This is a genomic window from Kitasatospora sp. NPDC004614 (assembly GCF_042873675.1).
Lineage (GTDB): Bacteria > Actinomycetota > Actinomycetes > Streptomycetales > Streptomycetaceae > Kitasatospora.
This window is the reverse complement of sequence record NZ_JBIALR010000005.1, coordinates 64,801-77,830: the sequence shown is the minus strand read 5'-3', so window position 1 is coordinate 77,830 and position 13,030 is coordinate 64,801. Positions and strand designations below refer to the sequence as shown.

The 13,030-nt window shown below is 72.5% G+C and carries 11 protein-coding genes; 6 read left to right on the top strand and 5 right to left on the bottom strand.

What is annotated here, in order from left to right; translation table 11 throughout:
• Positions 1-75: 75 nt before the first annotated feature.
• The 3 genes from ACFYST_RS14185 to ACFYST_RS14175 form a co-directional block, all read right to left on the bottom strand.
• Entirely contained in the window at positions 76-1,338 is a 1,263-nt protein-coding gene (locus ACFYST_RS14185) for an MFS transporter (RefSeq protein ID WP_387862082.1), read from the bottom strand.
• Between the two features lie 85 nt (positions 1,339-1,423).
• On the bottom strand, positions 1,424-1,960 hold the full coding sequence (locus ACFYST_RS14180; RefSeq protein ID WP_387862079.1) for a carboxymuconolactone decarboxylase family protein: 537 nt from the start codon (positions 1,958-1,960) through the stop codon (positions 1,424-1,426).
• Positions 1,961-2,000: 40 nt separating this feature from the next.
• Positions 2,001-2,864 carry a hypothetical protein gene (locus tag ACFYST_RS14175; protein WP_387862078.1) on the bottom strand — a complete coding sequence of 288 codons (864 nt, stop codon included), beginning with the start codon at positions 2,862-2,864 and terminating at the stop codon, positions 2,001-2,003.
• Between the two features lie 196 nt (positions 2,865-3,060).
• Between ACFYST_RS14175 and ACFYST_RS14170 the strand changes: the two genes are divergently transcribed.
• From ACFYST_RS14170 to ACFYST_RS14160, 3 genes are all read left to right on the top strand, one after another.
• Positions 3,061-3,615, top strand: a complete 555-nt coding sequence (locus ACFYST_RS14170) for a hypothetical protein (protein ID WP_387862076.1) — start codon at positions 3,061-3,063, stop codon at positions 3,613-3,615.
• A gap of 48 nt (positions 3,616-3,663) precedes the next feature.
• Complete coding sequence (locus ACFYST_RS14165) at positions 3,664-4,632, top strand: hypothetical protein (protein WP_387862073.1); 969 nt, start codon at positions 3,664-3,666, stop codon at positions 4,630-4,632.
• A gap of 105 nt (positions 4,633-4,737) precedes the next feature.
• Entirely contained in the window at positions 4,738-5,520 is a 783-nt protein-coding gene (locus tag ACFYST_RS14160; RefSeq protein WP_387862072.1) for a hypothetical protein, read from the top strand.
• 7 nt (positions 5,521-5,527) lie between these two features.
• On the opposite strand, the gene ACFYST_RS14155 is transcribed toward ACFYST_RS14160, so the two are convergent.
• Positions 5,528-6,958, bottom strand: a complete 1,431-nt coding sequence (locus ACFYST_RS14155; RefSeq protein ID WP_387862069.1) for a lamin tail domain-containing protein — start codon at positions 6,956-6,958, stop codon at positions 5,528-5,530.
• 177 nt (positions 6,959-7,135) lie between these two features.
• Here ACFYST_RS14155 and ACFYST_RS14150 point away from each other — a divergent pair, with 177 nt between their 5' ends.
• The 3 genes from ACFYST_RS14150 (at position 7,136) to ACFYST_RS14140 (ending at position 11,171) form a co-directional block, all read left to right on the top strand.
• Entirely contained in the window at positions 7,136-7,657 is a 522-nt protein-coding gene (locus ACFYST_RS14150) for a protein phosphatase (RefSeq protein ID WP_387862066.1), read from the top strand.
• A 513-nt stretch (positions 7,658-8,170) separates the two neighbouring features.
• Positions 8,171-9,100, top strand: a complete 930-nt coding sequence (locus ACFYST_RS14145) for a lytic polysaccharide monooxygenase (protein ID WP_387647991.1) — start codon at positions 8,171-8,173, stop codon at positions 9,098-9,100.
• A gap of 442 nt (positions 9,101-9,542) precedes the next feature.
• Positions 9,543-11,171, top strand: coding sequence for a cellulose binding domain-containing protein (locus ACFYST_RS14140; protein WP_387862064.1), 1,629 nt, complete (start codon positions 9,543-9,545; stop codon positions 11,169-11,171).
• 168 nt (positions 11,172-11,339) lie between these two features.
• Here the strand turns inward: ACFYST_RS14140 and ACFYST_RS14135 are convergent, their stop codons facing one another.
• Positions 11,340-12,863, bottom strand: coding sequence for an MFS transporter (locus ACFYST_RS14135; RefSeq protein ID WP_387862062.1), 1,524 nt, complete (start codon positions 12,861-12,863; stop codon positions 11,340-11,342).
• Positions 12,864-13,030: the final 167 nt, after the last annotated feature.

Sequence of the window (13,030 nt, the reverse complement as noted above, 5' to 3'; positions counted from 1 at the left end):
TGTTCACCTGACGCCCCGTCGGCAGAAGGGCCCGGACCGCGTCGGCGGTCCGGGCCCGTTCTGTGCAATGGCGCTTCACGCGGCCTTGACCAGGTTCTCCGGGGTGTGCCGGGCGGTTGCCACCGTCGTACTGGTGGTCTCCGGCCCGTCGTGGCGCGGCCACAGGACGAGGGCGCCGGTGGCTCCCGCTGCGGCGAGGCCCGCCAGAACGGTCCAGGTCACCGGGTAGCCGGCGGTCGTGCCGAGCCAGCCCGCGATCGGGTAGGTGATCAGCCAGGCCAGGTGCGAGAGCGAGAACTGGGCGGCGAACACCTCGGGAATCGCGCTGCGTCCGACGGAGGCGCGCAGGACCTTGCCGGTCGGGGTGATGATCAGCGCCATGCCGATCCCGGTCGCGATCCAGATGACGGCCGTACCGGCCCAGGTGGCGATCCCGGCCGCGATGACGGTCGCCGCGGCGGCGGTCGCGGCCACCAGGACGGCGGCGCCGGCCATCATCACGGTGCGGGCGGCGATCCGGTCGAGGACCCGGGGCAGCGCGAGCGCGGCCAGCAGCGTTCCGGTGCCGGAGGCGGCGAGCATCCAGGCGACGTCCGACTGCGAGCCGCCGAGCTCGTCACGCACGTAGTTGACGGTGTTCACCACGACAATCGAACCGGCGGCGGCGACCGTCAGGTTCAGCGCCATGATGCCGCGCAGCCGCGGTGTGGTGAGGAAGGTCCTGATCCCTGCCGCCGCCTTGTCCCAGGCCTTGCTGTGGGCGCTCGGGCGGGCGTTCGGGATGCGGGTCGACAGAACGAGGAGCGCGGAGAGCAGGAACCCGACGGAGGTGCCGAGGAACAGCCGGTCGAAACTCAGGAACGTCAAGGCCAGGCCGGCCAGCACGGGACTGAGCAGGCTCTCCATGGTGGAGGCCACCTGGGAGGCGGACAGCGCACGGGTGTAGGCGGCGTCGTCGGTGACGATGTCGGGGATGACGGCCTGGAACGTCGGCGTGAACGCCGCGGAACCGGCCTGGAGCAGCCCGATCAGGACGTAGACGTGCCAGATCTCGCTGACGAACGGCAGCAGCAGGACGACCGAGCCGCGGATCACGTCGAGCGCGACGAGCACGGCTCGTCTGGGGAGCCGGTCGATGTACGCGGCGGCCAGCGGCGCGATGACCACGTACATCACCATCTTGACGGTCAGTGCGGTGCCCAGCACTGTGCCGGCGCGGGGCCCGGCGAGGTCGTAGGCGAGGAGGCCGAGGGCCACGGTGGTCAGTCCGGTGCCGAAGAGGGCGATGACCTGGGCGGCGAAGAGGTGGCGGTAGTCACGGATCGCGAACAGTCGCATGACGGGTTCCTTCCGGGTCCATGCGGCCGGGCACGGCCTCCGGGGTGGCGGCCGTGCCCCGCACATACAGGCAGGGGTGTTGTCGCTACTCATCGGTGTCGCCCTCGTTTCCCGGCGTGAGGCCGGCCAGGAGGTTGAAGGCACCGGTGAGGATGTTCAGCGCGACGACGCCGACCACATCCGCGATCGCGCGGTCGCTGTAGCCGTGCGCGCGCAGCGCGGTGACCTGTTCGTCGGTGATCGACGTCGGTTCGCGGTAGACCTGGAGGGCGAGGGCGATGATCGCCGCGATCGCGGGATCGGCCGAGGTGCCCTTGCGGGCCCGCTCGATCTCGTCCTCGTCCACTCCGAGCGCGCGGGCGGCGCCGACGTGGGCGTCGAGACAGCGGCCGCACCCCTGTTGCACCTGGATGGCGACGGAGATCCGTTCGCTGATCCTGCGGTCGAGGTTGGCGCGGCCCATGGCCCGGCTGAGCTGGAGGTATCCGCCCAGGACGGCCGGTGAGTGGGCCATGGTGGAGACCATGTCGCCGATGCTGCCGTGCCGGGAGACCAGGTCGGCGAGGAGGTCGCGCGAGGCGCCCACTGCCGTGTCGGGCGTGAGGGCGGTGAGGCGGGGCATGTGCGTACTCCTTTCTTCGGAGCGGACGGGGGTCGCGCTTTCAGTGGTGACCGTGGTGCCCGTGGTGGGCGTGGTGCTCGTGCTCCGGCGCAGCGGTGGCGGTGGCGGTGGCGGTCTTCGTGGTGGTGCGCACCGTGAACTCGGCGGTCCGCACGGTGCCCTCGTGCTGGAAGTCCAGGAACAGGCGGTAGGTGCCGGCCGAGGGCGCGACGGCCATGAAGGAGATCTCCGGGCCGGGAGCGGTGACGCCGTCGCCGGGGGCGCCCTCCGGGTGGACGTGGAGGTAGCCGAGGTCGCCGACGCGCAGCGCCACCAGGTGTCCGTAGGCGGCCAGGTAGGGCTCGAGGTCGGTCACGGGGTGTCCGTCGCGGCTGACGGTGAGGGTCAGCTCGCTCGCCTCGCCGGCCAGCAGCTCGCCGTCGAGCGTGACCGCGTAGTCGCCGATCCGGGCGATCCCGGTGGTCTCCGGGAGCGGGCGCGGGTCGTAGGCACCGGCGACGGCGACGTCGGCGCCGAGCGTCAGGGTTCCGGTGTGGGCGGCCGGGTGGATGTCGGTGAAGAACTTCCAGTCGCCCGGCGTCAGGGTCAGCTCGGTGGTCCAGACGCCCTTGCCGTCCCGCACCGGGTGCACGTGCTGGAAGCCGGTGGTGTCGCGCCGCACGGCGATGAAGTGCAGCTCCTTCTCGTGCTCGGAGACGTACTCGGTCACCGGTCGCCCGTCGGGGCCGGTCACCCGGAAGGTGATCGTCTGCGGACCGGCACCGAGGATCGTCGCGTCGAGCTCCAAGGTGTAGCCGCTCTCCGACACCGAGAGTCCCCCGGCCTGGGCGTCGCCGTGGCCCGCGTGGCCGCCGTGGCCCGCGTGGCTGTGTGCGGCGTGCTCGTGTCCGGCGTGGCTGTTCATGGCATCTCCTCGAGTGAGTACTGCGTCCCCGGGGGGCTCGTCGCCCTCTCAATGACTGAACGATATACCCCCCAGGGGTATAAGCGAAAGCCCTCCCGGCCTCAGGCTTGCCTCCGGAATCCGGAGTCGCACGGAGTCGTCCGACACCGCGGCTCGCACCCGGCGCACCCGCACGAGAAGAAGGTGATGGCCCGTCATGACCCAGGAACGGAACCGGAATACCAGCGGGCGCCTCTCGGTCCGGGCGAACGCGGTCGGCCTGCTGATGACGCTGCTGCTCACCGCCGTCGGCGTCGGCATCCTGGTGACCGGCGCGGCCCGGCTCACGGAGCTGGCGGACGCCCGCCGCCGGCCCGAGGTGCCGATGACCGTCTCCTCATGCAGTACCGTCCGCACCCTCCGCCTCGCCACCACCACCTGCCACGGCACCGTCCCCGCCGGTCCCGCACAACTGATCGACGCGCCAAGGAGGTTCGCGGAGGGCGCCGTGGTGAACGTGCACTGCGCGGACGACGGCACCTGCACCGCCGCCGCCTTCCGCGACTGGGCGGGGCGCGCCGCGCTGGTCGGCCTCGGCCTGCTGGCCTGCGGCGCCGGCCTCACCGGCCTGCTGCGTCGCGGCATCCGCCTGCTCGCGCCCACCCACGACGCGTTCCTCCGCGACCCCCGGCTGACCCGCTTCGCCCAGGCGTACTGCCTCGCCACCGGGCTGATCGCCGCCGGTGGCTACCTCGGCCATCTGCTGACCTGACGGCGGGTCACCTCACGCCGCCGCCAGGCCGCCGCCGATAGTGGGCGGATGAGCACACCTGGTCTCCCCCGCCGGGCCGCCCTGCTGGCCGGACTCGGCTGCGCCGCGCTGACGGCCTGTTCCGCCTCCCACCCGATCGCCCGATCCTTCGGCTCGCCGTCCCCGTCCCCGGCCGGGTCCGCGTTCCCCTCCCCCGCCGCCTGGCAGCCCGGGCCGGGCGAACTCCAACCGGACGTCAAACTCCGGGCGGTGCAGGTGGTGGAGGCGATCGGCACCTGGCCGCCGGGCGGGCAGGGCGCGGCGGCGGCCGGGCAGCGGGTGGCGGCGCTCGGGCTGCCGGCCGGGCTCGCCCAACAGGGCGGAGCGCTGCTGGCGGACGCCCCGCAGGCCGCGGTGGAGGTGATCGACGCCCAGTACGGCGGGCTGCTGAGCGACTCGGCGAGCGTCCTGGTGGTGTGCCGCCAGTGGCTGGCCGGGCCGAACGGCGCCCCGCAGTCCGCGGGCACCACGGTCGACGTGCGGCTGTCCCGGGCCGACCCCCGGTGGGACGTCACCGCCCTGCACCCCGCCGACCCCGGCCCGCCGGCGGCCACCCTCTCCGACCCGGCGACCCGGGTGCTCGCCCAGCCCCGGATCGTGCTGCCGCCCGCCGCCGCGGCCGACGTGCGCAGCGGGCAGGTCCACGACTCGGTGCTGAGCGCGATGCTGACGCTGGCCGGTCCGTACAGTTTCCAGGTCAGCGTGGTGCGTTCCGGCCATCCGCTGCTGGTGTTCGGCACCGACCGGCCGAGCGACCACCCGCTGGGGAAGGCCTTCGACACCTGGCAGATCGACGGCCACCCGGTGGTGGACCCGGCCACCCCCACCGACCTGGTCGACTCCTTCATGCGCGCCGCCGCGGCCGCCGGCTCGTACAACGTGGGCGGCCCGCGCCTGCTGTCCGGCGGACAGGCGGCGAGCCAGTTCTTCAGCGACCCGACCCACCACGACCACGTTCACGCCGGTTTCACCTCCTGAGAACTTTCTCGGTCCACCGGCCGAAATCCCTTGCGCTCCACCCCTGACCTGCGACAACGTGTCGGTCGCTGATCAAGTCGAGGGTTGCGGTGGGGGTTGGGGTCCGTGGTGACGCACAGGGGCGGTGTGGTGGTCACGGTGGCCGCAGGGGTGCTGGCGGCCGCGCTGACGGGGTGTTCGGGGGGCGTGTCCGCGCCGAGGCCGCTGCCCGCGCCGACCGGCGCACGGGCCGTACCCGCGTCGGCCGGCGCGGCGTGGCCGGTCAGCCCCGACCAGGAGTTGGCCGAGCTCCGGGCGGCTCTCGCGCTGCCCGCGCAGCCGTTCTCCGCGGTGCTCAACGTCGAAGTCACGGACGGCACGCGCACCGTGCGGCGGCAGGGCGTGGTCAACGTGTCGGACGACCAGCAGACCGGGGCACTCAGCGTGATATCGGCTTCTGCGGAGCAACAGGCCCGAAGCCAGGCATATCTGACGATCACCCGGGAAGCCGCGTACACCCGCTCCGACGACGCCGCGTGGGTGCGGTCGCCGCGCCCGCCGGAGCCGCTGCTCACCGACCACCGCGTGCTGGCCCGGGAACTGCTGCGGAACGACCCGGGGTCCTTCCGCGGGCGGGCGAGGATCCGGACACTCCGCGGCGGCATGGGCTTCCACCTGGTCGGGCGACTCCCGCTCGCGACGGTCGCCGGGGCGTTCGACACCGCCTCCCGTTCGCAGCTGGCCCAGCATCACGCCTCGGACTGCGTCGCCGACCTGCTGGTCGACGCCGACGGCCGGCTGTCCGTACTGACGCTGACCTGCGAGGCCGATGGCTACCGTCTCCGGTCCACCACCGGCCTCGCCGAGTACGGCCCGGTCGCCGAGACCTCGCCGCCCGCCGACCTCTGATGCCGGATCAGCAGTTGATGCTGCCCTTGCGCAGTGCGTGGCTGCCGGTGTTGCTGTCGTCGGACCAGTAGACGGGCTTGCTGCCGCCCACGCACTCGTCGGCGCCGGCCAGGGTGAAGCCCTCGTTGTTGATGTTCGGCATACCGGCGGGGCGGTTGTGGACGGCGGTGACGGCGAAGGACCCGGCGGTGTTCACCTGGAAGGCCCGGTGCTGGCCGGAGCAGGTGTCGTCGCAGACCACCCAGAGCCGGTTGGCCTGCGGCTCCCACTGGAGTTCCATCACGCCGGCCATGCCGCTGCTGAGGGTGGCGACCTTGGTGAACCCGCCGGCCTCCAGCAGCACGTAGCCGTAGACGGTGCCGGAGCCCTCGACGCCCACGAAGAACACGCCGCCGGTGTGCGCGGCGTAGCGGCTCGGGTCGTAGGCGGCGCCGGTGGCGGCGTCCTTGAAGCCCGCGCCGGTGAGGTAGCTGTCGGGCACCCAGGTGATGCCCTCCAGGCCGAGGTTGGCGCCGGTGGCGGGCAGGTCGGGGGTGAGGTTCCACTCCCGGGTGGCGGTCAGCGTGCTGCCGGTGCCGGACACGTCGTAGCGCAGCACGGACAGCCGGCTGGTGGACGAGGCGTCGGCGTTGCGCTCGCTGGAGACGTACACGCCGCCGACCGAGCCCGCGCCGGTCAGGGTGACGCCCTCGTCGTCGGGGGTGCCGGTGCCGCCGGGGAAGCGCAGCGCCTTGCCGGAGCCCCAGCCGCCGGCGGTGTCGGGCGTCCAGCCGCCGGAGCCGTTCGGGACCAGCCGCCACAGCTTGCCGGAGTTCTGCGCGCCCCACATCACGCCGCCCTCCTGGTAGAGGCCGGACAGGTCGGTGCCGAACACGTTGGCGGCGTCGGCGGTGGCGACCGTCGAACCGCCGGGCCAGGCCACCGGGGTCGTGGAACCGCCGCCGCCGGAGCCGCAGTTGTTGGCGGCGCCGAGGGTCAGGGTGGCGGCCTGGGTCCAGTCGCCGGTGCCGTCGGCGCAGCGCGACCAGGAGGGGTTGGAGTGCGAGCTCCAGCTGAACGAGTCGACCAGGGTGGTGCCGTCGGCCAGGTACAGCCGGGCGCTGTCGGCGGAGCCGAGGCCGAAACTGCCGTGCACGTCGAAGGCCTTGAAGCCGCCCGGGGCCAGGCTGGTGCCGGAGGCGATCTTGTACTTGTTGCTGTCGTTGTCGTCCTTGAGGATCCACCCCGACAGGTCGATCGTCGCGGTGCCCTTGTTGTACAGCTCGATCGAGTCGTTCACCGACCCGGTCGTCACCACCTCGTTCAGGCGGATGTCGTCGGTCGGCGCGGCGGCGGCGGGCGCGGCGGTCAGCACTCCCACGCCGACGGCCGGCAACGCGACGGCGGCCAGCAGCAGCGAGAGGCGACGACGCCACTTCGGGGCGCGCGGTTCGATCACGGTTTCCGTCCCTCGGTTCGGTGTGAACACGGCGCCGACCAACCTCCCGACCCCGCCCCAACGAAGCCCCACCGCGACCTGTTCCCTGCATGAACGCCCGGCGAACCCCGCCCCGGCCCCGGTGCTTGCGGGAACTGTGCCCGGACCGATCGCGTTGTCGGGCGGGGAGGCGATGACATGAAGACCCGACGGAAGGACGGTCCCGACCTGCCGGGGCCGCCCGAGGAGCCGTGGAACGAGGTCGCACCCGGCCTGTGGATGGGCGGCCACTACTGGCACGACCCCACCGGTGAGCTCCAGTTCGTTTGCGTCGGCGCCGAGTTCGACCTGGTGGTCAGCCTGTTCACGGCACCCGGCCACGGGCCCGACCCGGGCGTCGAACACCTGGTCGCCGAGGTGCCGGACGACCCGCTGGACGCCGGGCAGCTGGCCGCCGTCCAGGCCGCGGCCGAGTACACGGCGGCGGCGGTCGCAGCCGGGCGCCGGGTGCTGGTGCGCTGCCACTCCGGCTACAACCGGTCCGGGCTGGTGGTGGCCCAGGCGCTGGTCGAGCTGGGTGCGGACGCCGCCGGGGCGATCCGCCGGGTACGGGCACGGCGCTCGCCCTGGGCGTTGAACAACGAACTCTTCGTCGCCTACCTGGAGACCGGTCTCGACACGGCGCGCCTGCTCAGCTCGCTGACCGCGCCCGGGAGCTGACGAGGCATCGGGCGGGCGCGCGCGGGGCCGCCGGGCGGGGCCTTGGGTGGGCCGCCGGGCGGGGCTTCGGCGGACCTTTGGCGGGTTGGCTGCGGGTTATCGGTGGCTTATGACCTCCTTATCCGCCGGAGCCGTCGCACACCGCGCGCGGAGGGTGGAGGTGGCCGCGCGGGCGGGTGGACGTAGCCCGGCGGGTACGGCGGCGGTAGGTTCCGGGCCTGGTCGGAGGCCGATTCCGCTGGTGCTTTTCGCCGAGCGCGCGGTCGGCGGATTCTGACGCAACGCCAGGTCGGCGGCTCGCCAACGGTGTTGCGGGTGGCCGGATGCCGCCATCGGGGCACCGGCCGAATGTGGCAGACACTTGTCAATTGGTATAGGCCAATCGTAGCCTTCGGTCCGTTCGCGGTGTGCCGGGTCCACACCGCGCCGCCCACGGGTCGCTCCCTGGGCGTCGGGCGGACGTACGTCCGCCCCTTCCCCCACCATCGACCCGGCACTTTTCCGAGGAGAACCATGTCCTGGTCCCGTCGTCTGCTCACCGCGTCCGCGGTGGGCGCGGGCGCCCTGGTCGCCACCACCTTCGCCGCCGGCACCGCCGGCGCCCACGGCGCGATGTTCGGCCCCGCCAGCCGCGTCGCCGCCTGCTACGCGGAGGGCCCCGAGGCCCCCAAGTCCCAGGTCTGCAAGGACCTCGTCGCGGACAGCGGCACCCAGCCGCTGTACGACTGGAACGAGGTCAACATCGCCAGCGCCAACGGGCAGGCCCAGCAGATCATCCCCGACGGCCACCTGTGCTCCGCCAACCGCGACAAGTACCGCGCCCTGGACTGGGCCCGCACCGACTGGCCGGCCACCTCGGTGGCGGCTGGCGCGAAGACCTTCAACTTCCGCGTCACCGCGCCCCACCAGGGCGTCATGACGCTGTACATCACCAACAGCAGCTACAACCCGACCCAGCCGCTGAAGTGGTCCAACCTGGACCTGGCGAACCCGATCGCCACCTTCGCCAGCCCGCGCACCTCGGACAACGGCTACTACAACGTCAACGTCAACCTGCCGCAGCGCACCGGTCGTCAGATCGTCTACATGGTGTGGCAGCGCACCGACAGCCCGGAGGCGTTCTTCGGCTGCTCGGACGTCGAATTCGGCTCGGGCACCGCGGCCGCGGCCGGCGCGCTCGCCGCCCAGACGCCGTCCGCGCCCACCGAGGCGCAGATCGCCGCGGGCGCCGACCACTCCTCCGTCTCCCACACCGGCCACGGCGGCGACGCCCTGACCGCCCAGGAGGCCGCCGCCGGCACCGCCGCGACCAGCACCGCCGCGTCGACCCACACCAACAGCAGCAACGCCCTGCTCGGCCTGGCCGGCGCCGGCCTGCTGTCGGCAACCGCCTCGGGCGTGTACCTGGCCCGCCGGATGCGCAACGCCGCCGTCACCGCCTGACGGCCCATGAACGCCTGACGCGAGTCAGGCGGGTGGCGTGGCCCCATCCCCCACAGCTCCGGGGCCGCGCCCTCCGTCACCATGGCCTGCCGGAGCCATCGCACTCCCTTTGCCGCACCCTCCCCACACCACGGCCTGCCGGAGCGCCCCAGAACCGGCCCGGAGCCGACCCGCCGCGGAGCCCGGCGCTGCCCCGACGCTGGCTCGACGCCGCCTCCGACGCCGCCCCGACGCCGCCTGCCCGTCCCGTCCCGCCCGCGCCTCGACGAACCGTCAACTCTCTGCAAAACCACAGGCTTTCACCTTGACGGCCCCAATTGGTCTGGACCATCTTGAGTCCGCCCCCAGCACCGCGCACCGCACCGCGCCGCACCGCAGCCGGTGCACCCCATGCACCCGTTGCACCACCCCACTCCCCCACACCGTCGAGGAGAACCCGCCCATGAGGCGCGTCACCCTGTCTCTCGCCGCCACCACGGCCCTGCTCGTCGCGCCGCTGGCCGCCACCTCGGCCGGCACGGCCAACGCCGCCGGGATCTCCGGACTGGTCGCCGACTACGCCGTGACCCAGAGCTGGTCGAACGGCTTCCAGGCCAGCTACACCGTCACCAACCACACCAACACCACCGTCAACACCTGGTTGCTCTCCTTCGACCTGCCGACCGGCGAGACCGTCTCCAGCCTGTGGAACGGCACCCTCACCTCCACCAGCACCTCCACCGGCACCCACTACACGGTGACCTCGCCGACCTGGGCCTCGCCGCTCGCCCCCGGCGCCAGCGCCCCCGCTGTCGGCTTCGGCGTGACCAGCGGTGCCACCCAGACCGCGCCCGCCAACTGCACCATCAACAACCTGCCGTGCGCCGGTGCGCCCGCCGACAGCACCCCGCCGACCGTCCCCGGCAGCCTGCGCAGCACCGCCACCGGGCCCGGCAGCATCACCCTCGGCTGGAACGCCGCCACCGACAACGTCGGCGTGGCCGGCTACCACCTGCGCGAGGGCAGCACCGTCGTCGCCACCGCCACCGGCACCAGCGCGACCGTCCGCGGGCTGCTCCAGGGCAGCAGCCACACCTTCACCGTCAGCGCCTTCGACGCCGCCGGCAACGAGTCCGCCGCCTCCACCGCCGTGACCGCCACCGCCGGCACCGGCACCACACCCGGCACCGCCGCGCCCTACGTGGACCTCGGCGCCTACCCGACGCCCAGCCTCCCCGCGCTCTCCGCCGCCAGCGGACTCAAGGAGTTCTCGCTGGCCTTCATCATCAACGGCAGCCAGCCCTGCACCGCCAGCTGGTTCGGCGCGTACGACCCCGCCACCGGCTGGGACAAGGACGACATGGACGCCATCCGGGCCGCCGGCGGCGACGTCCGCCCGTCGTTCGGCGGCGCGAACGGTACCGAACTGGCGCAGTCCTGCACCACCGTGGCCTCGCTCGCCGCCCAGTACCAGAAGGTGGTGGACGTCTACACGCTGGACCGGGTCGACTTCGACATCGAGGGCACCGCCGTCACCGACCACGCCTCCGTCGACCGCCGCTCCGCCGCCCTCGCCCAGGTGCAGGCCGCGCAGCGCGCCAAGGGCCGCGACCTGAAGGTCAGCCTGACCCTGCCGGTGCTACCCAGCGGACTCACCGCCGACGGCGTCTACATCCTGCAGTCCGCCAAGAACGCCGGGCTGGCCGTCGACCTGGTCAACGTCATGGCGATGGACTTCGGCGACTGGGCCGCCCCGAGCCCCGCCGGCAAGATGGGCGCCTACGCGATCCAGTCCGCCCAGTCCACCCAGGCGCAGATCCGCTCCGTGTGGACCAACCTGACGGACGCTCAGGCGTACGCCATGGTCGGCGTCACCCCGATGCTCGGCCAGAACGACACCAGCTCCGAGGTGTTCGGCATCTCCGACGCCCAGCAGCTGCTCACCTTCGCCCAGCAGAACCACCTCGGGGAGCTGGCCTTCTGGGAGATGACCCGGGACGCCAACGCCTGCACCGGCTCGCTGCCCAAGTGCACCAACATTCCGCAGACCCCCTACCAGTTCTCGAAGATGTTCGCCGCGTACAACGGCTGAACGTTGACGGCCGAGGGCCGGTGATCGACGGCCGCCGGCGGACGGCGGACCCGATTGACCGTCGGCCGACGGCCGACGGCGGATCCGATCCGAGTGACCGGCCGGTCGGTCGCCCCTGGCGCTTGATGCCCGGGGCGGCCGATCGGCCGGACCGTCATTGACGAGACGTCACACCGCCTGGTGCTCCCCTTCCTTGCGGGGTTCGGCCGGTGCCTCCGCACCCTCGGCGCTCTCCCCGTGCGCACCCTCGGCGCCCTCGGGGCGGGCGTGCTTGGGGAGCAGGAAGATGGCGGCGAACACCACGGCCATCATGCCGATCTCGAACCAGAGGGTGAGCTGCTCGGCGTTGGCGAAGTCGGCGGTCTTCAGCCGCTCGAAGAACACCGTGCCGAGGATGGCGCTGCCGAGCGCGCCGCCCAGCTGCTGAACGGCCGTCAACGTGCCCGAGGCCGAACCGGTCTCGTGCGTGTCCACCGAGGCGAGCACCATGCCGAAGAACGGTGCCATCACCAGGCCCATGCCGAGGCCCGTCACCAGCAGCGCCAGCACGGTCTGCCACGGGGTGACGCCCGCGCCCTGGCTGTGCAGCGTGTACATCAGCCCGAGCACGCCGGCCAGCATCACCAGCAGGCCCGCGTGCATCACCTTGCGGCCGAAGCGCTGCAGCGCCTGCGAGGTGACGAACGCGATCACCATGCCGATCGAGGCGGGCACCCCGGCCAGGCCGGACTTCAGTGGGCTGTAGTGCAGACCCAGCTGGGTGTAGAGGCTGAACGTCAGCCAGAAGCCCGTCATGGCGGTGAAGAAGATCAGGCCGAGCACCATGCCGCCGCTGAAGCCGCGCTTGGCGAACAGGCTGGGCTCGACCAGCGGGTCCGCTCCGGTGGCCTTGCGCCGCACCTCGTACCAGCCGAACACTCCGAACACCGCCACGCCGACCGCCAGCAGCGCGAACGCCCACAGCGGCCAGTCGTGCTCACGGCCCTGCACCAGCGGGTAGATGACGGTGGCCGCGCCGAGCGCCGCGAGCAGCGCGCCAACCAGGTCGAGCCGGACCGTGCGCCCCTCCGCCTGGGCCGGCAGGAACACCCGGCCGCCTATGAGGGCGAACAGGCCGAGCGGAATGTTGATCAGGAAGATCATCCGCCAGCCGGTGCCGGCGAAGTCGGCGTCGATCAGCCAGCCGGCCAGGATCGGGCCGCCGACCGTGGACAGGCCCATCACCGGACCGAACAGGCCGAAGGCCGTGCCCTGCTCGCTCGGCGAGAAGATCTCCTTCATGATGCCGAGGCCCTGCGGGAGCATCACGGCGCCGAGCAGACCCTGGGCGATCCGGGCGGCGATCAGCTGCCACGGCTCCTGGGCCACGCCGCAGGCGAGCGAGCCGAGCGTGAACCCGGCCGCGCCGAGCATGAACATCCGCCGACGACCGAAGATGTCGCCGAGCCGGCCGCCGGTGATCAGGCCGATCGCCATCGCCAGCGTGTAGGCCGCGCCGAGCCACTGGATGGTGGACTCGCCGCCGCCGATGTCCTGCCGTATCGCGGGCGCGGCGATGTTCGTCACCAGCGAGTCGAGCAGGTCCATCACCTCGGCGGCGAGGATGACGAACAGCGCGACCCAGCGCCAACGGTAGGGCTCGGCCGCGCCGGGCGGCTTCGCCGAGGTGGTAAGTCCGACCGCATCGGTCATTGCTAACTCCTGCTGAATGCCAGGGCGCGGTGGACGGTGGGCCGCGCAGTGAACGGTGTTTCTTCTAACGAACACTGTTCTACGAGTCGAGCAGCGTTCCCGTCAAACGATTTAACCCCGACTTCTCCCGGAGGGCGCCCCGGACCCACCCCTGACCCACCCCTGAC

Bases quoted from the DNA above. Each gene is read 5' to 3' on its own strand.
- ACFYST_RS14140 (WP_387862064.1), top strand. From the start codon at position 9,543: ATGAGGCGCGTCACCCTGTCTCTCGCCGCCACCACGGCCCTGCTCGTC.
- ACFYST_RS14175 (WP_387862078.1), bottom strand. From the start codon at position 2,864: ATGAACAGCCACGCCGGACACGAGCACGCCGCACACAGCCACGCGGGC.
- ACFYST_RS14145 (WP_387647991.1), top strand. From the start codon at position 8,171: ATGTCCTGGTCCCGTCGTCTGCTCACCGCGTCCGCGGTGGGCGCGGGC.
- ACFYST_RS14185 (WP_387862082.1), bottom strand. From the start codon at position 1,338: ATGCGACTGTTCGCGATCCGTGACTACCGCCACCTCTTCGCCGCCCAG.
- ACFYST_RS14180 (WP_387862079.1), bottom strand. From the start codon at position 1,960: ATGCCCCGCCTCACCGCCCTCACGCCCGACACGGCAGTGGGCGCCTCG.
- ACFYST_RS14165 (WP_387862073.1), top strand. From the start codon at position 3,664: ATGAGCACACCTGGTCTCCCCCGCCGGGCCGCCCTGCTGGCCGGACTC.
- ACFYST_RS14150 (WP_387862066.1), top strand. From the start codon at position 7,136: ATGAAGACCCGACGGAAGGACGGTCCCGACCTGCCGGGGCCGCCCGAG.
- ACFYST_RS14170 (WP_387862076.1), top strand. From the start codon at position 3,061: ATGACCCAGGAACGGAACCGGAATACCAGCGGGCGCCTCTCGGTCCGG.
- ACFYST_RS14135 (WP_387862062.1), bottom strand. From the start codon at position 12,863: ATGACCGATGCGGTCGGACTTACCACCTCGGCGAAGCCGCCCGGCGCG.